This is a genomic window from Phenylobacterium sp. (genome assembly GCF_037968635.1).
In the GTDB taxonomy this organism is placed as follows: domain Bacteria; phylum Pseudomonadota; class Alphaproteobacteria; order Caulobacterales; family Caulobacteraceae; genus Phenylobacterium.
The window spans coordinates 1-23,296 of the sequence record NZ_JBBKVV010000085.1 but is presented as its reverse complement, the minus strand read 5'-3'; the positions used below and the strand labels follow the sequence as shown (position 1 = coordinate 23,296).

Here is a 23,296-nt window from a genome sequence, read left to right as displayed (position 1 = left end):
GCCGCGCCCGCCGGACCCCGCCGTCCAGGTCAGCCGCACCGCCGCTCGGGCGCCCTCAAGGCCGGCCTGCGCGACCGCGCGCGCCATCCGCGCCTTGGCCTCGTCGCGATCCGGCGCCGGCAGGCCCAGCACCGCGCAGCCCGCCGCCATGCGGTCGAGGTGCGCCTCCAGCGCCAGCAGCGTCCCGTCCCGCCACAGCAGGGTCTCGAATAGCCCATCCCCCAGCAGCAGGCCCCGGTCGTCCATCGCGATGGCGTCGAGGGGGATCACGCCCCGGCCCCCATCGCCCGCAGTAGGGCGGCGATCTTGTCTTCCGTCTCCCGCCGCTCGGCGCGCGGATCGCTGTCGGCGACGATCCCGGCCCCGGCGCGGGCCTCGATGCGCCAGCCTTCCGCGTCCTGCACACAGGCGGCGGTACGGATCAGAACGCTGGAGTCGAAGGCCCCGTCGGCCCCGGCCCAGAACAGCGAACCGCAATAGGGCCCGCGCGGGCTCTCAAGCCCGGCGATGACCTTCATGGCCTGCACCTTGGGCGCACCCGTAATCGAGCCGGGCGGGAAGGCGGCCTTCATCAGGTCGAGGGCGCTCTTCCCCGCCGCCAGCCGCCCGCGCACCGTGGAGACCAGATGGTGGACATTGGTGAAGCTCTCCACCGCGAACAGGTCCGGCGCCTTGACGCTGCCCGGCGCGCAGACGCGGGCCAGGTCGTTGCGCATCAGGTCGACGATCATCAGGTTCTCGGCCCGATCCTTCAGGCTGGCCGCCAGTTCCGCCATCAGCCCGGCGTCGTCGGCCGCCGTGGCGCCCCGGGGCCGCGTACCCTTGATCGGCCGGGTCTCGGCGGCGCCGTCGGCGTCCACCTGGATGAAGCGCTCGGGCGAATTGGACACCACCGCCCGTCCGGCCAGCCGCTGGTAGGCTGCGAAGGGCGCCGCGCTCTGCCCCGCCAGCCGGGCCAGCAGGTCGAAGGGGGTCGCACCGGCGCTCAGCCGTCCGGTCCAGCGCCGGGCGATATTGGCCTGGAAGATCTCACCGGCATGGATGCGCGTGACCACGTCAGCCACCGCCGCCTCATAGGCCACGCCATCCGATGCGCTCAGCCCCGCCGTCAGCGGCCCGTGCGTGGCCGGCCTGGGCAGGTCCTGCAGCCAGCTCATCGCCTCGAAGGCCGCCTGCTCGCTGTCGGCCTCGTCATAGCCGCGCCCGACGGCGATCACCTGGCGCGTCTGGTGGTCAAAGGCGAGAACACTGGAATAGAGCCCCACCGCCAGGTCAGGCCAGTCGGGGTTGCGGGCCAGGCCCAGCGCCTCGACCCGGTCGCCCAGTTCGTAGGCGGCCAGCCCCGCCAGTCCGCCCTGGAACGGCGGTCCGTCCCGGCTGGTCTCGCCGCGCGGCCCCAGCAGGTCGGCCAGCGCCTCAAAGGGATCGCGGGGATCCTCGGCGCCCAGCGTCAGCACCGCGTCGGGCCGCCGCGCCAGATAGGACCACCGCGCCCGGGGCCCCTGCCCGCCGGACAGGAAGCCGATGGCCCACGGCTCACCGGCGAAGGCCGACAGAACCTGGAGCGGCTCGCGCCAGGACGTCCGAAGCTGGGCTGCGACGCGCATGGGCCGGGCCTTACCCGCCTGTGGGATCGAAGGAAAGGAGTCGGTGAGGAGCGTGCGCCCTGGCGTCTGGAATTTCGAGTCGCCCTGCGACGGAGCGACCCCCACACCCTACCCTCTCCCCCAGGGGGAAGAGGAGAAAATCATCGGCGAGTCTCCAGCCACCACCTCCTCTCCCCCAATGCGGGGGAGAGGGTAGGGTGTGGGGGCCGTCGAACCGCTAAGCCTCAGCCCACCACCCGCCGATCCCCGCCCTTGACGAACAGCAGCCCCACAAAGCCCACCAGCAACAGCAGGGCGATGGCCGCGAAGCCCCCCTGCTGGGTCTTGAAGATCTGGGTGCCGAGATTGACCAGGAAGGACCCCAGCCACACCGTCGCCGTCCCCGACAGGGCATAGACCCCGAAGAAGGTCCCGGTCTGCTCGGGCGGGGTCAGCCGCGTCAGCAGGGTGCGGCTGGACGCATATTGCGCGGTGACGAAGATCGCGTTGGAGAAGCCGATCAGGATGTAGACCACCTCCGGCCAGGTCCCGAACATGCCCGCCCACAGCCGGGTGTGGGTCGCCGGATCATAGCTCCACAGATAGAGGATGCGCTCGGGCGTCATGCCCAACAGGGCCAGGATGCCCAGCAGCGACATGCCGATCTCGATCTGCACCGCGCGCTTGGGGCCAAAGCCCGCGTCCAGCCAGCGGCCCACGAAGCCGCCGAGCACCGCCAGCACGCTGAGGATGATCCCCAGCATCAGCAGTTCCAGCGCCCCCCACCGCATCACCCCGGCCGAATAGATGCCGAAGTAGATCAGCAGCGCGGTCATGCCGTCGTAATAGAACATCCGGGAGGCCAGATAGATCGCCGCCTCCCGGTAGCCCTTCATCGCCTTGATCATCCGCCAGAGCTCTCCGGCCCCGCTGGAAAACGCCTTCAGGGCGGGAATCGAACTGCGCGGCGCGTCGGGTGTGAACAGGAACAGCGGGATGGCCCCCAGCGCGAACATCACCGCGGCGATCGGCGCCACGATCCGCTCGTGCTCGTGCATCAGCACGTCGAGGCCAAACAGCGGCTTTTCGGGCACGAAGGACCAGTCCACATGGCCGGGTAGGGCGAAGGCCCAGGCGCAGAAGATCAGCGCGCTCACCGAGCCGAGATTGCCCAGGGCCAGGGCCAGGCCCGAGGCCTTGTGGGCCCCCTCCAGTCCCGCGGCCCGGACCAGCAGCGAGTTGTGCAGCACCTCGGAATAGGAGAACAGAACCCCGATCAGCAGCGACAGCGCCATGATCGCGGTGACCGACAGGCCGGTCCCGTCCGGCTTGCCCCACCACATGGCGAAGATCGCCGGAACCATGGCCAACACCACCAGGGCCAGCCACCCCTTGCGCCGTCCCAGCTTGTCGATGGAGGCGCCCAGGAACGGCGCCGTGGCCATCACGATCCAGCCGGCATACTGGCTCCAGGCCGAGATGATCTGCTGGCCGCGAACCGGGTCCCCCACCATGGTCGAGGACACATAGGGCATGAAGACATAGATGGTGATCAACACCACATAGGGGTTCCGCGCGCCCTCGAAGATCGCCCAGGCCGTCCCGCCCTTGGACAGCGGCGCGTCGCCCCCCACCGTCGCGATCACCGGCGGATCGGCCACCGCCGCCACCCCATGCGTCTCACTCACCGGCATCCTCCCTGACCGCTCTAGGTGGCGGTTCGTGGGGGAGGTTACGCCCATGAGTGGGAATCGCCACTGCCCAGATGCTCCCCTCCTGGGGGAGCTGGCGCGAAGCGCCTGAGGGGGACTTTGACTCTTGTTTCGGGCGGAAAGGGTCGACGACGTCGATCCCCCTCCGTCCCGAGGCTGCGCCTCGGTCCACCTCCCCCACATCGCGCTATGCGCTGGGGGAGGATCTCAGCCCAGCTTCCCGTCAGCCGCCGCCAGAGCCGCCGCGCCATCGGCCTTGAACCCCTGGGCGTTCAGCGCCTCGCACAGGGCCGTCAGGCAGACCCGCACGTGCCAGGCCGTGGCCGAGGCGCCCATCAAGCCGATCCGCCAGATCTTGCCCTTCAACGGCCCGAGGCCCGCCCCGATCTCCAGGTCCCACTTGGCCAGGACATAGGCGCGCACGGCGGCCTCATCGACGCCGTCGGGCACGATCACCGCGTTGAGCTGCGGCAGGCGGTCAGCGGGGGCCACCAGGAATTTCAGGCCCGCGGCCTCGATCCCGGCGGCCAGGGCCTCGTGGCTGCGGGCATGGCGCACCAGCACCGCCTGCTGACCCTCTTCGAACAAGGCCACCAGGCTCTCATGGAGCCCATAGAGAGCGTTTATGGGGGCGGTGTGGTGATAGGTCCGACCGCCATCGCCGCCCCAGTAGGCCATCAGCAGATTGAAATCCAACAGCCAGTTGCGGACCTTGGTGGTTCGCTCGCTGATCGCCGTCTGGGCGCGCGGCGACAGGCAGATCGGCGACAGGCCAGGGGGCGCCGAGAGGCACTTCTGGGTGCCGGAATAGATCACGTCGGCGTCCCAGGCCGCGGCGTCCACCGCGATCCCGCCCAGCGAGGTGACACAGTCCACCACCGACAGGGCGCCGTACTTGCGGGCCAGGGCGCACAGGGCCGCCGCGTCGCTCTTGGCGCCCGTGGAGGTCTCGGCGTGGACGAAGGCCAGCACCTTCACGGGCCCGCCGGCCATCGCGGCCTCGACCTTGGCCGGGTCCACCGGCTGGCCCCACTCGAACTCGACCTTGATCACCTCGGCGCCGGCCCGGTCGGCCATGTCGGCCATGCGGCCGCCGAACGCGCCGTTGATCGCCACCACCGCCCGGTCGCCGGGCTCCAGCAGGTTCATGATCGCCGCTTCCATCCCCGCCGTCCCCGGCGCCGGCAGCGGCACGCAGGCATAGCCCGGCGCATTGAACAGCCGCGACAGCCCGGCCTTGATGTCCTCCATCAGGTTCTGAAACTCGGGGTCCAGGTGGCCGATGGTCGGCCGCGCCAGGGCGGCCAGCACGCGGGGGCTGACGTCGGAGGGGCCAGGCCCCATCAGGATACGGCGCGGCGGCTGGAAGCTCTGCATGAGGTGTCCCCGAACAAAATGGCCGGCGACGATTAGGCCGCGAAAGACCTCAACGCAATCTCAGGGCCATCCCCAATCCGCTCATCCCGGCGAAGGCCGGGACCCAGATTCAACCCCAACCTTCGATAAGGATCCCGTTTGTGTGGTTCGTGAGGTTCGTGGTTCCAATTCTTCCGGCGATGACACCGCCGAGACCCATGAGATTGACCACGAACCTCACGAACCACACGAACAGTGGATCAAACCCTGGCTCGTCAGATGCATCTGGGCCCCGGCCTTCGCCGGGGTGAGCGGGGTTGGGTCAGCGCAAAATCCGCGCCTCGATCTTGCCCCGCAGCGCGCTGTCCACCTCCAGCACCTCCTCCAGATACCGATCAATCCCGCCGTGGCTTTCGGAGATCGCCGCCAGGCCGTGGTCCAGATAGTCGGGGTGGACGCTGGCCGCCTGGCGCAGGGCCTCGTCGTCCACTAGCTTGCCGGTGAGGTCGAGGATGAAGGTGCGCAGGAAGTCGATCCGCGCCGGCATCCGCGCTTCGTTGTTGGTGAGCAGGTAGTCGGTGAGCGTGTCGTCGCGATGGACGCCGGCGATGTGGTGGGTGAGCGCGCAGATCAGACCGGTGCGGTCCTTGCCGGCCGCGCAGTGCACCACCAGGGCGCCGTCGCTCTCGGCCAGGGCTCGGAAATAGCGGCGGAACAGGTCCACGTGGCGCGGCTGGTGCGGCGCCACGTGGTAGAAGCCCATGCTGTCGGCCTGGAACCAGGCGACGTCGATCCGCTCGGCGGCCATCAGCCCTTCGACCCAGTCGATCTCGACACCCTCGATGTCGTTCTCGATCACCTGGCCATTGAACCCCGGCCAGCGGCGCGCGGGCTCCCGGTCGCGCTCGCGGCGGCGGCGCAGGTCGACGATGGTGGCGATGCCGAGCTGCGCCATCTTCGCCAGGTCGGCGTCGGTGGCCTGGCCGTGATTGGCCGAGCGATAGACCACCCCGGCCTTCATGCCGCGCCCACAGGCGGTGTCGTAGCCGCCGAGATCGCGGAAGTTCTCGATACCTTCAAAGTCGATGTGCCGGGTCATGCAAATCGTCTAGCGCCGCAACGCCGGGAAAGGCAATCTTGACGCGCCCCGATCAGGTCTCGTCGATGGGGATATCGTCGGGATCGAGGCCCAGCGCCCGCACCCGGGCCTCCCAGCGTTCGGTCGCCGTGTCGTAATAGTCGAAGATGCAGGGGTAGCAGCCGCGCCGGCAGCACTCCATCGGGTCGGGCTTCTTGGGCCGGGCCGGGACCTGGGGCTGAGCATCGGTGGGCATGATTGGGTGTAACGCCGGAGCGCCGGGGCAGGCAATCCTTCGCCCCATGACCGCGCTCGGTTTCAGGCCGGACGCTGCGCGTGGCTCCCCGGCGATCACTCATCGGTCATGGCGGCCCCGGACGTCCGCCGAGAGCTGTTGAATTTCCTCAACGAACGGGACGCCGTCGACCACGTGTCGGGCTTTGTCGGTCCGTTGGCCCCTTGCCGCGCACGGCCCCGGACGTTTCGGCGGTGAAGGCGGTCTTCCTCCATCCGCGGCCACCAACATGTTCAGCGGAACGGCGGCTCGTCGAAGCTCCGCAGCTTGCGGGAATGCAGCCTCGCCCCCTCCTTGCGCAGCAGCGCCATCGTCGCGATGCCGATCTGCAGGTGCTGGCCGATGGCCCGCTCATAGAAGGCGTTGGCCTGGCCGGGCAGCTTGATCTCCCCGTGCAGCGGCTTGTCGGAGACGCACAGCAGCGTCCCGTAGGGCACCCGGAATCGGTAGCCCTGGGCGGCGATCGTGGCGCTCTCCATGTCGATGGCCACGGCCCGGGACTGGTTGAACCGCAGGGCGCTGACCGAGTAGCGGAGCTCCCAGTTGCGGTCGTCGGTGGTGACCACCGTGCCCGTGCGCAACCGCTTCTTCAGCACCTCGCCGGTCTCCCCGGTCACCTGCTCGGCGGCCTTGCCCAGCGCCACCTGGACCTCGGCGATGGGGGGGATCGGGATGGCCGGCGGCAGGACGTCGTCCAGCACATGATCGTCGCGCAGATAGGCGTGGGCCAGGACATAGTCGCCGATGGTCTGGCTCCCGCGCAGGCCGCCGCAGTGGCCGATCATCAGCCAGGCCTGGGGCCGCAGCACCGCCAGGTGGTCGGTGATGGTCTTGGCGTTGGAAGGCCCCACACCGATATTCACCAGGGTGATCCCGGCCCGACCCTCGGCCATCAGGTGATAGGCCGGCATCTGGTGGCGCCGCCAGGGCCCGTCGGCGATCTGCTGCTCTGGGTTCTGGCTCTGCGCGGTCACCACCACCCGCCCCGAGGCGGAGAGCTGGGTGAAGGGGCTGCCCGGGACCCTGAGCTGCTCGCAGCCCCAGCGGACGAACTCGTCGACATAGCGGTGGTAGTTGGTGAACAGGATGTACTGCTGCACATGCTCGGCCGGCGCGCCCGTATAGTGGGTCAGGCGCGCCAGGGAGAAGTCGGCCCGCAGGCCGTCAAACAGGGCCAGCGGCCGGGCGTCCTCCAGGGCCGGGCTCCAGAAGCCGTCGGCGATCTCGTCCCCGATGGCCGACAGCTCAGTTGTGGGGAAGTGCCGGGCGATGTCGGCCGAGCCGATGTCGGCCATGGCGATGTCCACGGCCCCGTCCAGCACATAGGGGAAGGGCATCTCCTGGGTGGAGCGGCCCACGCTGATCTCGACCTTGAAGTCGGCCAGCAGCAGGGTGATCTGCTCGATCAGGTAGTCGCCGAACAGGTCGGGGCGGGTCACCGTCACGGCGTAGTTTCCGGGCGCCGAGAGCCGGGCATAGGCCCGGCTGAGCCTGGGGAAGCTCTCGCCCCGCGGCCAGGTCAGCCGCAGCTCCGGATAGACGAAGGCGCCGGCGGCGCGGACGGCCGGATCAGGTGGTGGGCCCCCCGCCAGGAAGATCTTCAGAGCGTCGCGCAGGGCGTCGACGGTCTGCTGGTACTCGGCGCTCAGCTTGGCGACGATCTCGGCCGCCTGGGTCTCTGGGGTCATGGCGCACTTTAGCGCAGGAAGGCCAAGGTTTCGAGACAGGTCACGCGTCGGGATGGACGCGGGCTCCCATCCCGGCGACAAGAACCGACTGGGTCGCTGCAAGGGTTTGCCATGAATCGCCTGTTCACCGCCTTCATCGTCGGCGCCATGGTGCTGGGCGTCGCCGTCGGCTGGGGCGTGAACCAGTACGCCAGTCCCGAGGAGGCCAAGACCGTGGCCTCCAACCTCTCCATCATCACCGACGTCTTCCTGCGGCTGATCAAGATGATCATCGCCCCCCTGGTGTTCGCCACCCTGGTGGCGGGCATCGCCCACATGGAAGACGCCGCCACCGTTGGCCGGGTCGGCGCCAAGGCGATGGGCTGGTTCATCACCGCCTCGATCGTCTCCCTGACCATCGGCCTGATCATGTCCCACCTGCTGCATCCCGGCGCGGGCCTGGCCCTGCCCAATCCGGACGCCGTGGCCGGCGCGACGGTGGACGTGTCGCACTTCACCCTGCGCGAGTTCATCACCCACCTGGTGCCCAAGTCGATCGTCGAGGCCATGGCCAACAACGAGATTCTGCAGATCGTCATCTTCTCGATCTTCGTCGGCACCGCCGTGGCCGCGATCGACGACAAGGCGCCGGCGGTCCTGGCCCTGGTGGAACAGATCGCCGCCATCATGCTGAAGGTGACCGGCTATGTGATGAAGACCGCGCCCCTGGCGATCTTCGCCGCCCTGGCCTCCACCATCGCCGTCCAGGGCCTGGACATCCTGGGCACCTACGCCGCCTTCGTCGGCGGCTTCTACCTGTCCCTGGGCATCCTTTGGGCCCTGCTGATCGGCGTGCTGATCCTGATCGTCGGCCCGCGCGGCGCCAAGCTGGTGGCCGCCATTCGCCAACCGGCCCTGCTGGCCTTCTCCACCGCCTCCTCGGAGGCCGCCTATCCGCGCACCCTGGAAGAACTGCAGAAGTGGGGGGTGTCGCGCAAGGTCGCCAGCTTCGTGCTGCCGCTGGGCTACTCGTTCAACCTCGACGGCTCGATGATGTACTGCACCTTCGCGGTGCTGTTCATCGCCCAGGCCTACGGCATCGACCTGTCCATCACCCAGCAGATCACCATGCTGGCCCTGCTGATGGTGACCTCCAAGGGCATGGCCGGTGTCCCGCGCGCCTCGTTGGTGGTCATCGCAGCCACCCTCTCCTACTTCAACCTGCCGGAGGCCGGCCTGATCCTGATCCTGGCCGTCGACCACCTGCTGGACATGGGCCGCTCGGCCACCAACGTGGTGGGCAACTCCGTCGCCGCCGCCGTGGTCGCCAAGTGGGAGAACCAACTCGAAGCGCCCGAGGACGAGGTGAAGGTGGCGTAGGGCGCCGACGACACGGCGCGGGTGTCCGAGTTGCGGCAAGCCAGTTGGCCTGACGCCTCCTGATCCCCATATTCTCTTGGACCACACCGGCCCCAAGGGACCCATGCACAACCACCTTCGAACCTTCATGCTGCTGGCGGCGATGACCGCCCTCTTCGTCGGCGCCGGCTATCTGATCGGCGGGCCAGGCGGCATGGCCATCGCCCTGGCTCTGGCCGTGGCGATGAACGCCGTCAGCTACTGGAACGCCGACAAGATCGTGCTCCGGATGTACGGCGCGCAGGAGGTCGACGAGCGCCACCCCGACCGCCTGATCGCGAACTTCGCCGCCGACGTCCATGCCCTGGCCGATGGGGCCGGGATGCCGCGTCCGAAGGTCTATCTGATTGATTCCGAGCAGCCGAACGCCTTCGCCACCGGCCGTGACCCGGAGCACGCCGCCGTGGCCGCCAATCTCGGCCTGTTGCGCATGCTGGACCGCCGCGAGATCCGTGGCGTCATGGCCCACGAGCTGGCCCATGTTCGCAACCGCGACACCCTGACCATGACGGTCACGGCCACCATCGCCGGCGCCATCTCGGCGCTCGCCAACTTCGCCTTCTTCTTCCAGGGCAATGACCGCGACCGGCCGGGAGGGTTCCTTGGCGTGATCGCCATCGCCATCCTGGCCCCTATCGCCGCGGCGCTCGTGCAGATGGCCATCAGCCGCCACCGCGAATACGGCGCCGACGCTGGCGGGGCGGAGATCAGCGGCGATCCGGAAGCCCTGGCCTCGGCCCTGCAGAAGATCGACGCCTATGCCCGTGGCGGGATGATCAATCACCAGGCCGAGCGAAATCCGGCCACCAGCCACATGTTCATCATCAATCCGCTTTCAGGCGAGGGCGCGGACAACCTGTTCTCCACCCACCCGGCGACCCAGAACCGGGTGGCCGAGCTGATGAAGCTGGCGGGCCGGGCGCCGAGCGTGACCGGCGGACCACGCCGGTCGGGAACCGCCGTCCCGGTGACCCCGGCCGAACGAGGTCCTTGGAGTAGCTGAAGCGCTTATCCCTTCACCTCGGTGATGGGGCGGTCATGGCCGTCCGCCAGCTCCTCGCGCCACTTGCCGTCCGAGGTCTCGAAGGAGATGGCGGCGTCCTTGCCGGGGACCTTCTGCTCGCGGGACACGCGGACGGCCGCGGCGCGCGCGGTGTCGCGATCGGAAAAGGTCTCGGAATAGACGCCGTCCGATCGGTAGGCCCAGCCACCGTCATGCTCGACGATCTCGTAGACAACCTTGCTCATAGCGCGCTCCGTCGGGTTGATCCCGCCGCCTGAACGGCCAAGGTGGCAAGGTCGATCCACAGGGGAGGCGCGCGGCATGACCGGAGCCAATCACGATCCGGAGACCCTGGCCTTCTATGACCGTGAAGCGGCCGCCTATGCCGGGCGTCGGCTGCCCAAGGCCTCGGAGCGTCTCACCGATTTCCTCGCCGCTCTGCCGGTCGGCGGTCGTGTCCTCGACCTCGGCTGCGGCGGAGGCCAGGACAGCGAGGTCATGCTGGCCCACGGGTTCGAGGTGACCGCCACGGACGGATCACCGGGCCTGGCGCGCATCGCGCAGGCCAGGTTAGGGCAGCCGGTTCGGATCCAGCTGTTCGAAGACCTGGACGACGAGGCCGCCTTCGATGGGATCTGGGCCAATGCGTCCCTGTTGCACGTCCCGACCCCCGGCCTGGCGAAGATCCTGGGGCGGGTGCATCGCGCCCTGCGGCCGGGCGGGACCTTCCACGCCAGCTACAAGGCTGGAGAGAGCGGAGGGCGCGACACCCTGGGGCGCTATTTCAACTTTCCGTCGGAGGCCGCCCTGCGGGACGCCTATGAGCTGGCGGGCCCCTGGGCGGGGATCACCATCAGCCAGGGCGTCGGCCACAGCTATGAGCAGGAGGAGCGGACCTGGCTGCTTGTCACCGTGGTCAGGCCAGCCTGAAGTCCCCTACTCCGCCGGCACGTTCTCGCCACGGCGGGTCAGGCTGCGGTCGAACTCGGCCCAGACGCCGGCGTCGCCGTGCCATTGGCCCTTGGTGGCGGCCTTGGAATACTCTGTCGAGCGGGCCTCGAAGAAGTTGGCGTGCTCGACCCCCGACAGCATGGACTGCAGCCAGGGCAGCGGGTTTTCCTTCGCCCCGCCGAACACTTCGGGCAGGTGCAGCTGGCGCAGGCGCCAGTCGGCGATAAAGCGGATGTAGGACTTGATGTCCTCCGGGGTCATGCCCTGGACCTCGCCGGCGTTGAACGCCAGGTCGATGAACTTGTCCTCCAGCCCCACCACCGTCTTGCAGCAGTCGATGATGTCGTCGGCCACGCTCTTGGTGACCACGCCGGTCTCGGCGTTGAAGGCGTGGTAGAGCTTGATAATGCCCTCGCAGTGCAGGCTCTCGTCGCGCACGCTCCAGGAGACGATCTGGCCCATGCCCTTCATCTTGTTGTGGCGCGGGAAATTCATCAGCATGGCGAAGCTGGCGAACAGCTGGAGGCCCTCGGTGAAGCCGCCGAACATGGCCAGCGTGCGGGCGATGTCGGCGTTCGTCTCAACCCCGAACTGCTGCATGTAGTCATGCTTGTCGCGCATCTCCTGGTAATCCAGGAAGGCGGTGAATTCGCTATCGGGCATGCCGATGGTTTCGAGCAGCAGGGCGTAGGCCGCGATGTGGATCGTCTCCATGTTGGAGAAGGCCGACATCATCATCTTCACTTCGGTCGGTTTGAAGACGCGGGCGTAGCGCTCCATGTAGTTGTCGTTCACCTCGACGTCCGACTGGGTGAAGAAGCGGAAGATCTGGGTGAGCAGGTTGCGCTCACGGTCGTTGAGCTTGGTCGCCCAGTCCTTGCAGTCCTCGCCGAGCGGAACCTCTTCGGGCATCCAGTGGACCTGCTGCTGCTTCTTCCAGAACTCATAGGCCCACGGATAGCGGAAGGGCTTGTACGCATAGGAGGGGGTGAGCAGGCCCGGCAGAGCAATTTTAGAGGCGGTCACAGGCGGACTTTCCAGCAGGACGGATTCGACGGACGACGCGTTATCGGATTAACTTTAGCCATCGATCCACGACAACATCTAGCGGCGAGTTAACGCACCCACCCAAGATGTTGTGAATTGCATGGGGATGAACCTATGGCGACGGGCCTCACACTCTATGGCGCGCGGGGCTCTGGGGCGGTTGCCGTCGAGGCTGCCCTGACCCTGCTGGAAGTCCCCTACGCACTGATCGACGCTGAAACTTTTGATCCCGACGACAAGGCCAGCGGCGACCAGGTGCTGTCGGCCAATCCCATGCGCCAAGTGCCGACCCTGGTGCTGCCCTCGGGCGAGGTTATGACCGAGAGCGCGGCGATTCTCATCTGTCTGGCCGACCTGCACCCCGCCTCTCGGCTGGCGCCCAGGCCCAGCGATCCGAAGCGGGCCCAGTTTCTACGCTGGATGGTGTTCGTCTCCTCGGCGATCTACTCGCTGTACTGGGTGAAGGATGAGCCCTCCCGCCTGGTCCCCGATCCGGCCGGTCATGGCTCCCTGGAGGCCCGCGTGCTGAACCGCATTTCCGACTGCTGGGGGATCATGGACAGCCAGGTCACCCCCGGCGGCTACATCCTGGGCGACGAGCTGACGGTGCTGGATCTCTATGTCGCAACGGTCTCGCGCTTCCAGCCACGCCGGAAACGGCTCTACGAGGTGGCGCCAAAGATGGGAGAGGTGGTGCGGCGGGTGGACATCGACCCAAGACTGCACGCCCTGTGGAAAGACCGCATGGGCTTTCACGAAGGCTGGGAAGGCTAGAACCTTTTTCCGCCTAGTGGCGCGGCTTGATGGAGAGGGAGAAGGCGACCATCGAGTCGTCCTTGGTGTCCTGGCCCCACACCATGTGCTGGCCCTTCACCTCGCGGTGGATGTAGCCAAAGGAGGTCTGCATGGCGCCCTTGCGCCAGCCGACGCCGAGTTGGGCGTCGCCGATCAGGGCGCTGGACGGATCGGTGGACCAGCCCGCGCCGTTCCAGTCGCCGTTGTTTCGCTGCATGTTCAGGCCCACGGCCCGGCCGCTGGCGGCGGCGAACAGGTACCAGCGGCCCTCATCGCCGAAGGCGGCGCCGTCGCGGACCCCCATGGAGCCGAGGCGCGACTTCAGGCCGTCGGAGGCCTTCTGGCCCAGGGTGAGCATGGCGCCGGCCTCGGCCGAGCCGCCGGCGCTGGACATGCCAAGGCCAGCATGGGGGGTAACCGAGACATCATAGTTCTCAGTTGCGAAACTGACAGCGTCGGGCCAATCGCGGGTGACGGCGATCTCATAGGCCTGGGCCTGGAATTCTGCGCGGTCGACGTTGATGGGCAGGCCGCCGGGCGTGCGCAGAACGCCCCCGATCGAAAGCCTCAGCGAATCGACCACAGCGCCATTGTCGGCCAGGGTGATCTTGCTGTTGTCCCAACGAACGGGGCCCGCCGGACCATAGGCCTCGCGATCCAGCAGATTGGCGATGAGGTCATCGTCGGTGCGGGGCGCATAGGTCTTGGCGTCAAAGGCCGCGCTCATCAGCTGCACTGCGGCGGAATCCAGGTTGAGAGGCGTCGACTGCGCGAAGGCGCTGGTCGCGCACATCCCGCTGCAAATCCCGAAGACGGTGGCCAGCCCAGCCATCGACCTCATGAGGCCCTCTCCCCTTGCCGTGTCGCCAAGCGCACAGCCTGGAGACATCCTTCCACGCCTGAAGAAGTACGCAACGGGAAATTCGGTTCCCGCGCCCAACCGCCACACCCCTCGTGGTTGAATTTTTTCCCGCAAGATCAACGCTTCGGCTTGATGGATACGGTGACCGCCACCATCGAGTCGTCACGGTGGTCCCATCCCATCAGGGTATGGGCGGCCTTCACCTTGCGCCGCATCCAGGCCAGGGACGACTGGATCGAACCCTTACGCCAGCCGACTCCTGCCTGGATGTCGTTGATCAAGGCGCTGGAGGTGTCGGTGGAAAGACCACGATTGCCCCAGTCGCCATTGGATCTCTGAAGGTTGAGGCCCACCGCCCGGCCGCTGGCGGCCGCGAACAGGTACCAGCGCCCCTGGTCGCCGAATCGGGCGCCGTCGGTGACTCCCAGGCTGTTGGCCCACCCCTCGGCCTTCCGGCGCAGGCGCACCACGGCCCCGGCCTCGGCCTCGCCACCCGCGTTGGAGATGCCCACCCCGGCATGGGGGGTGAAATCCACGTCGAACTCGCCGGCGTCCACCGCCCACAGCTTCGGCCACCCGCGGGTGTAGCTGACCGCATAGGCGCCAATGTCGGAGGTCACCGCCTGTCCCGGCCTGGGGGGCAGGGCGCCGGGGGTGCGGGCGATATGGCCAACCGATACCCGCAGGGCGTCGACGGCGCCCAAGGCGGGGCGGGCGAAGGCCATCTCGGTCACCTTCCAGCGTGCGACCCCCTCGCCGGGCACATAGGTCTCGGCGGCCAGCGCGTTGGTGCGATCCAGGGCGGTGCCGGTATAGACCGGCTGGCTGAAGGCGGGCTCGATCCCGGCCTCCACCGTCGGCCGGCCCACGGTGTCGGGCGATGGCGCGGTCGCGCTGAAATCAACGGCGACGGCCTCTGTTCTGGCGAAGACGGCGGCCCTCAGGTCCTGCCAGTTCTCCTGAAAGACCTGATCCCCCGGGGAGCTTTCCACCCGGGGCGCGGGGAACACTGCGGCGCCGAGGGCGGCTGTGGTCGCCGCACATCCGATCGTCACAGCCGTGGCCGCCAGAAACCGCATACCCACCCCAGAGGCGTCGCGCCTTTAAGGCCTCAACGATAACGCAGCTTTCCGCGTTTGGGGGCAGGCTTCTACTGGCAGGCGAGGCACTCGTCGTAATCGGTCTTTTCCGACGGTCCCGCGTCGACCATGAACTGGCCTTCGCCTCCGGCGTGGGCGGCACGTTGAACCGACTTGGAGCGAAGGTAGTAGAGCGACTTGCAGCCGCGCTCCCAGGCCTGCCAGTGCAGCATGTGCAGGTCCCACTTGTCGACGTCGCCGGCCAGGAAGATGTTCACCGACTGCGACTGGCAGATGTCGGGGGTGCGGTCAGCGGCCAGTTCCACCACCCAGCGCTGGTCCAGCTCGAAGGCGGTCTTGTAGACGTCCTTATCGTCCTGGCTGAGGAAGTCCAGGTGCTGCACCGAACCCTCGTTCTCCAGGATGGTGTCCCAGACCGCGGCGGTGTTCTGGCCCTTTTCCTCGAGCAGGCGCTCCAGGTAGGGGTTCTTCACCGCGAAGGTGCCCGAGAGGGTCTTGTGGCTGTAGATATTGGCCGGGATCGGCTCGATGCCGGCGCTCGTGCCGCCGCAGATGATCGAGATCGAGGCGGTCGGCGCGATGGCCAGCTTGTGGCTGAAGCGCTCCATCACGCCCATGTCGGCGGCGTCCGGGCAAGGGCCGCGCTCGGCGGCCAGGGTCCGGGAGGCCGCGTCGCACTGGCGGCGCAGATGCTTGAAGAGACGCATGTTCCAGGACTTGGCCAGCGCGCTTTCGAAGGGCACGTTCTGGGCCTGGAGCAGGGTGTGGAAACCCATGAGGCCAAGGCCTACCGACCGCTCGCGGATGGCGGCGTAGACAGCGTTCTTCATCTCCGGCGGCGCGCGGGTGATGAAGTCCTGCAGGACGTTGTCGAGGAAACGCATGACGTCCTCGATGAAGGTCGGATGGTCGCGCCATTCCAGGAACTTCTCGGCATTGACCGAGGAGAGGCAGCAGACCGCGGTGCGTTCGGCGCCCAGGTGGTCAGGACCGGTGTGCAGCATGATCTCTGAGCACAGGTTCGACTGGCGGACCTCCAGGCCCAGGTCGCGCTGATGCTGCGGCATGGAGCGGTTCACGGTGTCGGCGAAGATCAGGTAGGGCTCGCCGGTCTGCAGGCGGATCTCGAGGATCTTTTGCCACAGGCTGCGGGCGTCGACTTCCTTGACCACTTCGCCGGTCTTGGGAGAGCGCAGACCGAACAGCTCACCGTCGCGCACGGCTTCCATGAAGGCGTCGCTGATGGAGATGCCGTGATGCAGGTTCAGAGACTTGCGGTTGAAGTCGCCCGAGGGTTTCCGGATTTCCAGGAACTCCTCGATCTCCGGGTGGTGGATATCCAGGTAGACCGCCGCCGAGCCGCGACGCAGCGAGCCCTGGCTGATGGCCAATGTCAGGCTATCCATCACGCGAATGAACGGGATGATGCCGCTGGTCTGGCCCGCGCCCTTCACCTTCTCGCCGATGGAGCGGACACCGCCCCAATAGGTGCCGATGCCGCCACCGTTGGAGGCCAGCGCAACGTTCTCGTTCCAGACGCTCTGGATGCCGTCCAGCGAATCGCCGACGGCGTTCAGGAAGCAGGAGATCGGCAGGCCACGATCGGCGCCGCCGTTCGAAAGCACCGGGGTCGAGGGCATGAACCAGAGGTTCGAAATGTAGTCATAGACCCGCTGGGCGTGGTCGGCGTCGTCGGCATAGGCCGTGGCGACGCGGGCGAACATGTCTTGATAGGACTCGCCCTGCAGCAGGTAACGGTCTTCCAGGGTGGTCTTGCCGAAGTCGGTCAGCAGGGCGTCGCGAGAGCGGTCCACCTCCACCTTGCGGACCAGTTGCAGCTGCGGTCGATCGGCCCGTTCCGGGGCCGCCGTGCTGGCTTCCGAGACCGTCCGCAATACCGCTTCACTGCTGCTCATGTTCCAAAATCCATAACTATCAGGCGCTTCGGTCTTAGAACCGCCCCAACACGGCAAGCCCTACATCTAGTGGTCGCCTGCCCCAGACACGCAGCATATGGGGGCCGATGCTAATGACTCGTCAACGGGGGGAATGGACGCGTCCCCAGGCTTTTTCGTTAACGAGGTCTTAACGTCGCCTCCCGGCGATTGATCGGCAAGGCTTTCCGAGGCGCCTGGGGACGATTGCTCACGACAGTGTGACAAATCATCTCGCCCGCCGCGCGGGCAGTTTCAGCTTGCGCTCAAACGACCCCCGAACTATCCCCACGCCGTCACGGGGGAGTAGCCGCCTGCGGTTCCAGCAGGGGACGCGTCAACAGACTTGCAGAGGGTTTTCCCACCCCGCGCATGGCGCGTCCGGCGATTGAGCTTGGCGAGACCTTTGGCTTTCGTGTGCTGATCTTTTGCGGGGTCGGCGGCGCGGAAAGCCATTGGTTGCGCCCGATCCCGCCCGGACCTGTTCATGGAAGCCTTCCTCGTTTCGACCGGCCTCGTGGCCATCGCCGAAATTGGCGACAAGACCCAGCTGCTGGCCATCCTGCTCGCCGCGCGGTTCCGTAAGCCCGTCCCAATCCTGCTGGGAATCCTGGTGGCCACCATGGGCAACCACGCCCTGGCGGCCGCCGTCGGCTCGGTGGCCGGAACCTTCTTCGACGGACCCTGGATGAAATGGGTGCTGGGCCTGGCCTTCATCGCCTTCGCCGGCTGGGCTCTGATTCCCGACACTTTCGAGGACAAGGACGCACCGCGCGAACGGGCCGGCGCCTCGATTTTCTGGACCACCGTGGTGGCCTTCTTCTTCGTGGAGATGGGGGACAAGACCCAGGTGGCCACCGTCGCCCTCGGCGCGCGCTTCCATGAAGTCGCCCTCGTGGCGGCCGGCACGACACTGGGCATGATGCTTGCCAACACCCCGGCGGTGTTCCTGGGCGACGCGGCGGCTACCCGGTTGCCGTTGAAGGCTATCCGCATCGCCGCGGCGGCGTCCTTCGCCGCTATCGGCCTGTGGATCCTGATCTGGGGCTAACCCCTCGCCAGAGGCCAGATCATCGCGATCAGCGGCGTCCCCACCACCAGGACCAGCAAGGTCAACGGCGTTCCCAACCGGGGATAGTCGCGGAATTTGTAGCCGCCGGGCCCCATCACCAGGGTGTTGCATTGGTGGCCGATGGGGGTGAGGAAGTCGCAGGCCGCTCCAACCGCCACCGCCATCAGGAACGGGTCGGGGTTCAACCCCAGCTTCAGCGCCAGCGCCGCCCCCACCGGGGCGACGATCAGCACGGTGGCGGCGTTGTTCAGGAACGGCGTTGCGGCCATGGCCACTCCCATGATGGCGGCCAGGGCAAGCATCGGCGCCTGGCCCTGAAAGGCCACAGACAACCAGCCACCGATCAGGTCCGCCCCACCGGTGGTCTGGATGGCCTCCGACACCGGTATCAGGGCGGCGATCAGCACCAGGACCGGCCCATCAAGGGCGGCATAGGCCTCGCGCATCCGGATCGAGCCGATGGCGATCATCACCACGGCGGCGCCAAAGAAAGCGATGGCGACCGGGACCACCTGGAAGGCCACCAGCACCATGGCGGCGGCGAGGATGAGCGCGGGCGCCAGGGCGTGGCGGATGCCGCCCAGGCGCACTTCCCGCTCGGCCAAGGGCAACAGACCCAGCGCCCGTAGCGCGCCGGGCAGGCTGCGCTCGCCGCCCTGCAGCACAATGACGTCGCCTGCCCGCAGACGGACGCGGTTGAGGTGCTGGCTGAGCCGGAAGCCCGAGCGGCTCACGGCCAGCAGGTTCACTCCGTGCTGACCATGCAGGTCCGACCGCAGGGCCGTCTCGCCGATCAAGCCTGATTCGGCGCCCACCACGGCCTCCACGACCCGGACCTCTTCTGTGGGCTCCTCCCTGGAGAGCGGCTTGTCGGCGCGGGTAAGGCGCAGCTTCGCCCGGGTGATCAGATCGTCCAGGCCGTGGGGCTCGCCCTCCAGAACCAGGGTGTCGCCGGGCAGGATCTTGGTGTTCGGGTGGGGCTGCGACTTGCGCCTGCCGGCCCGCAGTAGGGCCATCACTCGCACTTCGTCGTGGGCCATGCGGTGAAAGTCCGCGACCCGGTCCTTCTCGTAGGTCCAGTCCTCTGGAACCTGAACCTCGGTGAAATAGGCGTTCGCCGCCAGGGCCGCGTCGATGTTGGTGGCGGGTGTCCGGCCCTTGGGCAGCATGCGGTAGGCGAAAGACAGGAACAGCACCCCCAACGCCGCGAGGCCTAGACCCACCGGTGCGTAGTCATACATGCCGAAGGGCTTGCCCAGGATCTGCTCGCGCACCTGAGAGACAATGATGTTGGGCGCCGTGCCCACCAGGGTGACGAGGCCGCCCAGCAGGGCGCCGAAGGACATGGGCATCAACAGCCGACCGGGCGAGGTCCCGGTGCGGCGGGCCACCTGCAGGGCCACGGGCATCATGATGGCCAGCGCCCCGACGTTCTTGGTGGCGGTCGACAGCAGGGTGACGGCGGCGGTCAGCACCGGGACCTGGCTCCGCTCGGTTTTCAGGTGCGGCAGCAGGGGCCGCAACATGGCCTCGATGATCCCGGACCGCGCGAAGGCGGCGCTCACCACCAGGGCGCAGGCGATGATCACGGTGATGTCGTTGGAGAAGCCGGAGAAGGCGTTCCTGGCCGGCACGACCCCTAGCAGCACGCCGGCGAGCAGCGAGACCAGCGCGATAAGATCGTAGCGGAACCGGCCCCAGACGAAGGCTCCGATGGTCACGGCGATCAGGCCGAAGGCCAGAGCCTGTTGATGCGTCATTATAAAGCCCCTCGCCCGTAGGCTCGGGAAACGCGCATCAGGGGTTGAGGTTCAGCAGGGCGGGATCGCCACCCTGGGCCGCGATATTGACGCTCACCGCGCGCTCCACCGCATAGCGCAGCAGGGCGTGCGGCCCGCCGGCCTTGGGACCTGTCCCCGACAAGCCCTCGCCGCCAAAAGGCTGTACCCCGACCACCGCGCCGATCATCGAGCGGTTCACGTAGGCGTTGCCGGCAGGAACCGCGGCGCGGACCTCGTCGGCGAAGCCCTCGATCCGGCTGTGAATCCCCAGCGTCAGGCCGTAGCCCGCGGCTGCGAGCGGGCCCGCGGCCTCGTCCAACTTGGCGGCGTCGTAGCGGACCACGTGCAGCACAGGGCCGAAAACCTCCTTCTGCAGGAAGGACGAGGACGGGATTTCCGCCAGCGTCGGGGCGAAGAAGACCCCGATGTCAGGCGCGGTCATCCGGTGAATCACCTTGCCCTCCTGTGTCAGGCGCGCCAGGTGGGCCTCCAGCACGTCGCGCGCTTCCTCGTCGATGATCGGGCCGATGTCCGTGCCCGGATCGGCGGGATCTCCCAGCACCAGGGCGTCCATCGCCCCGGCCAAGCCCTCAATGAGTTGGTCGGCTGTCTCGCGCGGCGCGAACAGGATGCGCAGCGCCGAACAGCGCTGACCCGCCGATCCGAAGGCGGAGTTGATGACGTCGTCGATCACCTGCTCACGCAAAGCGGTGGTGTCGACAAACATGGCGTTCAGCCCTCCGGTCTCGGCGATGAACGGCACGATGGGACCGGGTCGAGCGGCCAGGGTACGATTGATGGCCCAGGCGGTCTCTGTGCCGCCGGTGAAGGCGACCCCCGCACAGGCTGGGTGAGCCACCATGGCCGCCCCCACCTGCGCGCCGTCGCCGGGCAGCAGGTGCAGCACATCGCCGGGAAGGCCCGCCTTGTGAAAAAGCCGCACGGCTTCGGCGGCGATCAGCGGGGTCTGCTCGGCGGGCTTGGCCACCACCGTGTTGCCGGCGGCCAACGCCGCGGCGATCTGGCCGGTGAAGATGGCCAGGGGGAAGTTCCACGGGCTGATACAGGCGAAGACGCCCCGTCCGTGCAGAGAAAGCTCGTTCACCTCCCCCACCGGCCCCTTCAAGGTTTCGGGGCCGGAGAACTGACGCTCGGCCAGATGAGCGTAATAGCGGCAGAAGTCCGCGGCTTCACGGACCTCCGCGGCGCCATCGGCATAGGTTTTTCCGGCCTCGACCGTGCAGACGGCGATCAGCCGGTCGCGGTGAGCCTCCAGCGCGTCAGCCATGCTCCGCAGCACCTGGGCCCGCCCGTAGCCGCCCCGAGCGTCCCAGGCTGGCTGCGCGATCTTGGCCACCGCAAAGGCCTGGCCAATGTCCCATTCGCTCGCGTCCCAGGCTTGGCCGATCGTCTGCCGACGATTGCCGGGAGAGGTGCGCGGGGCGCTCTCGCCGGTCCCGGTCTCCTGACCCGCCACGATGGGGCGGCTGGTGAGGAAGTCGAGTTCGGTGACGGCGGCGGTGAGGCGGTCTCGATCCTCGGCGATGGAGAGGTCGACGCCGGTCGAATTCCTTCGCGCCGAACCATAGAGATCGATCGGAAGCGGGATGCGCGGATGCGGACCACCGCCGGCGGCCGCCACCATGCCCAGGGGATCGCCCACCACCATGGCCACCGGGGTCTTCTCGTCCAGCAGAGCGTGGACGAAGGAGGTGTTGGCGCCGTTCTCCAGCAAGCGGCGCACCAGATATGGCAGCAGGTCCTCGTGCCCGCCGACGGGGGCATAGACCCGCAGCTTCATAGGGCCATAACGCTCCATCGCCCCTGCGTAGAGGGCCTCTCCCATGCCGTGCAGGCGCTGAAATTCCGGGTCCACACTGGCCTGCCGCGACATCAGGCGGACGGCGGCCAGGGTGTGGGCGTTGTGGGTCGCGAACTGCGGATAGAGGGCTGGGGCGGCGGCGAGCAGCACGCGGGCGCAGGCCAGATACGAAAGGTCGGTGGCCGCCTTGGTGGTGTAGACGGGATAACCCGGCAGGCCGCCCACCTGGGCGCGCTTGATCTCAGAATCCCAATAGGCGCCCTTCACCAGGCGGACCATCAGCCGACGGCCGCTGGCCCGGGCGATGTCCGCCACCGCCGCCACCGTCTTTGGGGCTCGCTTCTGGTAAGTCTGGACCGCCAGGCCAAGCCCCCTCCAGGTCCCCAGCTCCGGCTCGCCCGCCAGACGCTCCAGAAGCTTCAGGGAGAGAACCAGCCGGTCGGCTTCCTCCGCATCAAGGGTCAGGTTGATGTTGGCCTGCGCCGCGATCTTCGACAGGCGCAGGACGCGCGGATAGAGGTCGGCCCAGACCAGGGCTTCCTGGCGCGCCTCATAGCGCGGCGACAGGGCTGAGAGCTTCACCGAGACGCCGTGGCCGGCCTCCGGCCCTTCGCCCTTGGCGCGCTTGCCTACCAGGGTCAGCGCGTCTGCATAGGCGTTCTCGTACTTGTCGGCGTCGGCGGCGGTGCGGGCGCCCTCCCCCAGCATGTCGAAGGAACAGACGAAGCCGTCGGCCGCCGCCCGCTTGATGGCCTGGTCGATGGTCCGCCCCAGGACGAACTGCTCGCCCATGATGCGCACCGCCGCGCCGACGGCCTTGCGGATCACCGGCTCACCCAGGCGTCCGGCCAGACGCCGGATAAAGCCCGGCAGGTCGGCGCGGGCTTCATCGTCCGGATCAATCAGCTTGCCGGTGAGCATCAGGCTCCAGGTCGAGGCGTTCACCAGCAGGCTGCCCGAGCGGCCCAGGTGGCTGGCCCAATCAGCCGATGCGAGCTTTTCGGCGATCAGCCGGTCGCGGGTGCCTTCGTCGGGGGTGCGGAGCAGGGCCTCAGCCAGGCACATGAGGGCCAGGCCTTCGCGGGTGGAGAGCGAGAATTCCTGCAGGAAGCTTTCCACCACCCCCTGCTTGGCCGCTCCCATACGGGCCGAGCGAACCAGGGTCTCAGCCTCCTGGCGAATCTCTTCCCGGTCTTCTGGGCTCAGAGGCCGGCTGGCGAGCAGGGCGGCCACGGCCTCGCGCTCGTCAACAAATTTATCCCGATCGAGATCATCCCACGACATGCACAGCCCTCAAATTCGGGCTGAAAATGCGAAAACATTGCGGAGAATACAAGGCGGGCTCGGAGAATTCACCGCCGCCGGACCAACTCGGACGCCACATAGCAAAAGGGCCCGGTCTTGCGACCGGGCCCCCCGCTTAGTTCGGCGAACCGCCGAGATCGATATCTTAGAAGTTGATGTCGATCGTCGAACGACGGTTCAGAGGTTCCTTCACGCCGTCGCCGGTGGGAACGGCGAGCATGGTTTCGCCCTTCCAATCGACTTGCAGCGAGCCGGCGCCGACGCCCTGACCGACGAGCGCGTCAGCCACGGCCTTGGCCCGACGTTCCGACAGGCGGACGTTGTAGGCCGGCGAACCGGAGGAGTCGGTGTGACCGACGACAACCACTTGGGTCGCCTGGCCGCCATTGGCGTAGTTCGCGGCTTCCGAAACCACCGTCTGGGCTTCCGGCGTCAGGACGTACTGATCGAACGGGAAGTAGACGATGAATTGCTTGGCTTCATACGCCGGCGGGGGCGGAGGAGGCGGGGG

General features: G+C 67.7%; 20 protein-coding genes and 1 riboswitch. Of the genes, 5 read left to right on the top strand and 15 right to left on the bottom strand.

The window, feature by feature from the left end:
• From AAC997_RS10195 to AAC997_RS10165, 7 genes are all read right to left on the bottom strand, one after another.
• The coding region (locus AAC997_RS10195; protein WP_340645588.1) for an aminotransferase class IV at positions 1-270 on the bottom strand (270 nt) is incomplete at its 3' end.
• Positions 267-1,607, bottom strand: a complete 1,341-nt coding sequence (locus AAC997_RS10190; RefSeq protein ID WP_340645587.1) for an anthranilate synthase component I family protein — start codon at positions 1,605-1,607, stop codon at positions 267-269. The genes AAC997_RS10190 and AAC997_RS10195, both read right to left, overlap by 4 nt.
• Before the next feature lie 224 nt (positions 1,608-1,831).
• The gene (locus AAC997_RS10185) at positions 1,832-3,274 is read right to left on the bottom strand and encodes an MFS transporter (protein ID WP_340645586.1); all 1,443 of its coding nucleotides are present in this window, start codon (positions 3,272-3,274) and stop codon (positions 1,832-1,834) included.
• Between the two features lie 231 nt (positions 3,275-3,505).
• Complete coding sequence (locus AAC997_RS10180; RefSeq protein ID WP_340645585.1) at positions 3,506-4,675, bottom strand: alanine--glyoxylate aminotransferase family protein; 1,170 nt, start codon at positions 4,673-4,675, stop codon at positions 3,506-3,508.
• Positions 4,676-4,976: 301 nt separating this feature from the next.
• Positions 4,977-5,753, bottom strand: coding sequence for a tyrosine-protein phosphatase (locus AAC997_RS10175; RefSeq protein WP_340645584.1), 777 nt, complete (start codon positions 5,751-5,753; stop codon positions 4,977-4,979).
• A gap of 52 nt (positions 5,754-5,805) precedes the next feature.
• Positions 5,806-5,988 (bottom strand): oxidoreductase-like domain-containing protein, encoded by a 183-nt coding sequence (locus AAC997_RS10170; RefSeq protein WP_340645583.1) that lies wholly within the window; start codon positions 5,986-5,988, stop codon positions 5,806-5,808.
• 272 nt (positions 5,989-6,260) lie between these two features.
• Positions 6,261-7,715 carry an AMP nucleosidase gene (locus AAC997_RS10165; protein ID WP_340645582.1) on the bottom strand — a complete coding sequence of 485 codons (1,455 nt, stop codon included), beginning with the start codon at positions 7,713-7,715 and terminating at the stop codon, positions 6,261-6,263.
• Between the two features lie 111 nt (positions 7,716-7,826).
• Between AAC997_RS10165 and AAC997_RS10160 the strand changes: the two genes are divergently transcribed.
• On the top strand, positions 7,827-9,074 hold the full coding sequence (locus tag AAC997_RS10160; RefSeq protein WP_340645581.1) for a dicarboxylate/amino acid:cation symporter: 1,248 nt from the start codon (positions 7,827-7,829) through the stop codon (positions 9,072-9,074).
• Positions 9,075-9,177: 103 nt separating this feature from the next.
• Positions 9,178-10,116 (top strand): zinc metalloprotease HtpX, encoded by a 939-nt coding sequence (htpX, locus tag AAC997_RS10155; protein ID WP_340645580.1) that lies wholly within the window; start codon positions 9,178-9,180, stop codon positions 10,114-10,116.
• Between the two features lie 5 nt (positions 10,117-10,121).
• On the opposite strand, the gene AAC997_RS10150 is transcribed toward htpX, so the two are convergent.
• The gene (locus AAC997_RS10150) at positions 10,122-10,361 is read right to left on the bottom strand and encodes a DUF2188 domain-containing protein (protein WP_340645579.1); all 240 of its coding nucleotides are present in this window, start codon (positions 10,359-10,361) and stop codon (positions 10,122-10,124) included.
• Positions 10,362-10,437: 76 nt separating this feature from the next.
• On the opposite strand from AAC997_RS10150, the gene AAC997_RS10145 reads away from it, so the two are divergent.
• On the top strand, positions 10,438-11,046 hold the full coding sequence (locus AAC997_RS10145; protein ID WP_340645578.1) for a class I SAM-dependent methyltransferase: 609 nt from the start codon (positions 10,438-10,440) through the stop codon (positions 11,044-11,046).
• 6 nt (positions 11,047-11,052) lie between these two features.
• Here the strand turns inward: AAC997_RS10145 and AAC997_RS10140 are convergent, their stop codons facing one another.
• A complete protein-coding gene (locus tag AAC997_RS10140) occupies positions 11,053-12,093 on the bottom strand; it encodes a ribonucleotide-diphosphate reductase subunit beta (RefSeq protein WP_340645577.1) in 1,041 nt (346 codons plus the stop codon).
• Positions 12,094-12,228: 135 nt separating this feature from the next.
• Between AAC997_RS10140 and AAC997_RS10135 the strand changes: the two genes are divergently transcribed.
• Positions 12,229-12,888, top strand: a complete 660-nt coding sequence (locus AAC997_RS10135; protein ID WP_340645576.1) for a glutathione S-transferase family protein — start codon at positions 12,229-12,231, stop codon at positions 12,886-12,888.
• A gap of 13 nt (positions 12,889-12,901) precedes the next feature.
• On the opposite strand, the gene AAC997_RS10130 is transcribed toward AAC997_RS10135, so the two are convergent.
• From AAC997_RS10130 to AAC997_RS10120, 3 genes are all read right to left on the bottom strand, one after another.
• Complete coding sequence (locus tag AAC997_RS10130) at positions 12,902-13,750, bottom strand: lipid A-modifier LpxR family protein (protein WP_340645575.1); 849 nt, start codon at positions 13,748-13,750, stop codon at positions 12,902-12,904.
• 137 nt (positions 13,751-13,887) lie between these two features.
• Entirely contained in the window at positions 13,888-14,850 is a 963-nt protein-coding gene (locus AAC997_RS10125; protein ID WP_340645574.1) for a DUF2219 domain-containing protein, read from the bottom strand.
• Between the two features lie 71 nt (positions 14,851-14,921).
• Positions 14,922-16,787 carry a ribonucleoside-diphosphate reductase subunit alpha gene (locus tag AAC997_RS10120; RefSeq protein ID WP_340645573.1) on the bottom strand — a complete coding sequence of 622 codons (1,866 nt, stop codon included), beginning with the start codon at positions 16,785-16,787 and terminating at the stop codon, positions 14,922-14,924.
• Positions 16,788-17,094: 307 nt separating this feature from the next.
• A riboswitch (yybP-ykoY riboswitch) is annotated at positions 17,095-17,281 on the top strand.
• A gap of 11 nt (positions 17,282-17,292) precedes the next feature.
• Between AAC997_RS10120 and AAC997_RS10115 the strand changes: the two genes are divergently transcribed.
• On the top strand, positions 17,293-17,856 hold the full coding sequence (locus AAC997_RS10115; RefSeq protein WP_340645572.1) for a TMEM165/GDT1 family protein: 564 nt from the start codon (positions 17,293-17,295) through the stop codon (positions 17,854-17,856).
• On the opposite strand, the gene AAC997_RS10110 is transcribed toward AAC997_RS10115, so the two are convergent.
• From AAC997_RS10110 to AAC997_RS10100, 3 genes are all read right to left on the bottom strand, one after another.
• The gene (locus tag AAC997_RS10110; RefSeq protein WP_340645571.1) at positions 17,853-19,637 is read right to left on the bottom strand and encodes an SLC13 family permease; all 1,785 of its coding nucleotides are present in this window, start codon (positions 19,635-19,637) and stop codon (positions 17,853-17,855) included. The two genes, AAC997_RS10115 and AAC997_RS10110, sit on opposite strands and share 4 nt — an antisense overlap.
• A 37-nt stretch (positions 19,638-19,674) precedes the next feature.
• Positions 19,675-22,764: a bifunctional proline dehydrogenase/L-glutamate gamma-semialdehyde dehydrogenase PutA gene (gene putA / locus AAC997_RS10105; RefSeq protein WP_340645570.1), complete on the bottom strand. Its 3,090-nt coding sequence runs from the start codon at positions 22,762-22,764 to the stop codon at positions 19,675-19,677.
• Positions 22,765-22,930: 166 nt separating this feature from the next.
• Positions 22,931-23,296: OmpA family protein (locus AAC997_RS10100; RefSeq protein ID WP_340645569.1), on the bottom strand; the 366-nt coding region annotated here is incomplete at its 5' end.

What these genes read in the sequence shown, in the direction of transcription:
- AAC997_RS10190 (WP_340645587.1), bottom strand. Translation starts at nt 1,607, where the DNA reads ATGCGCGTCGCAGCCCAGCTTCGGACGTCCTGGCGCGAGCCGCTCCAG.
- AAC997_RS10180 (WP_340645585.1), bottom strand. Translation starts at nt 4,675, where the DNA reads ATGCAGAGCTTCCAGCCGCCGCGCCGTATCCTGATGGGGCCTGGCCCC.
- AAC997_RS10175 (WP_340645584.1), bottom strand. Translation starts at nt 5,753, where the DNA reads ATGACCCGGCACATCGACTTTGAAGGTATCGAGAACTTCCGCGATCTC.
- AAC997_RS10170 (WP_340645583.1), bottom strand. Translation starts at nt 5,988, where the DNA reads ATGCCCACCGATGCTCAGCCCCAGGTCCCGGCCCGGCCCAAGAAGCCC.
- AAC997_RS10165 (WP_340645582.1), bottom strand. Translation starts at nt 7,715, where the DNA reads ATGACCCCAGAGACCCAGGCGGCCGAGATCGTCGCCAAGCTGAGCGCC.
- AAC997_RS10160 (WP_340645581.1), top strand. Translation starts at nt 7,827, where the DNA reads ATGAATCGCCTGTTCACCGCCTTCATCGTCGGCGCCATGGTGCTGGGC.
- htpX (WP_340645580.1), top strand. Translation starts at nt 9,178, where the DNA reads ATGCACAACCACCTTCGAACCTTCATGCTGCTGGCGGCGATGACCGCC.
- AAC997_RS10150 (WP_340645579.1), bottom strand. Translation starts at nt 10,361, where the DNA reads ATGAGCAAGGTTGTCTACGAGATCGTCGAGCATGACGGTGGCTGGGCC.
- AAC997_RS10145 (WP_340645578.1), top strand. Translation starts at nt 10,438, where the DNA reads ATGACCGGAGCCAATCACGATCCGGAGACCCTGGCCTTCTATGACCGT.
- AAC997_RS10135 (WP_340645576.1), top strand. Translation starts at nt 12,229, where the DNA reads ATGGCGACGGGCCTCACACTCTATGGCGCGCGGGGCTCTGGGGCGGTT.
- AAC997_RS10130 (WP_340645575.1), bottom strand. Translation starts at nt 13,750, where the DNA reads ATGAGGTCGATGGCTGGGCTGGCCACCGTCTTCGGGATTTGCAGCGGG.
- AAC997_RS10125 (WP_340645574.1), bottom strand. Translation starts at nt 14,850, where the DNA reads ATGCGGTTTCTGGCGGCCACGGCTGTGACGATCGGATGTGCGGCGACC.
- AAC997_RS10120 (WP_340645573.1), bottom strand. Translation starts at nt 16,787, where the DNA reads ATGAGCAGCAGTGAAGCGGTATTGCGGACGGTCTCGGAAGCCAGCACG.
- AAC997_RS10115 (WP_340645572.1), top strand. Translation starts at nt 17,293, where the DNA reads ATGGAAGCCTTCCTCGTTTCGACCGGCCTCGTGGCCATCGCCGAAATT.
- AAC997_RS10110 (WP_340645571.1), bottom strand. Translation starts at nt 19,637, where the DNA reads ATGACGCATCAACAGGCTCTGGCCTTCGGCCTGATCGCCGTGACCATC.
- putA (WP_340645570.1), bottom strand. Translation starts at nt 22,764, where the DNA reads ATGTCGTGGGATGATCTCGATCGGGATAAATTTGTTGACGAGCGCGAG.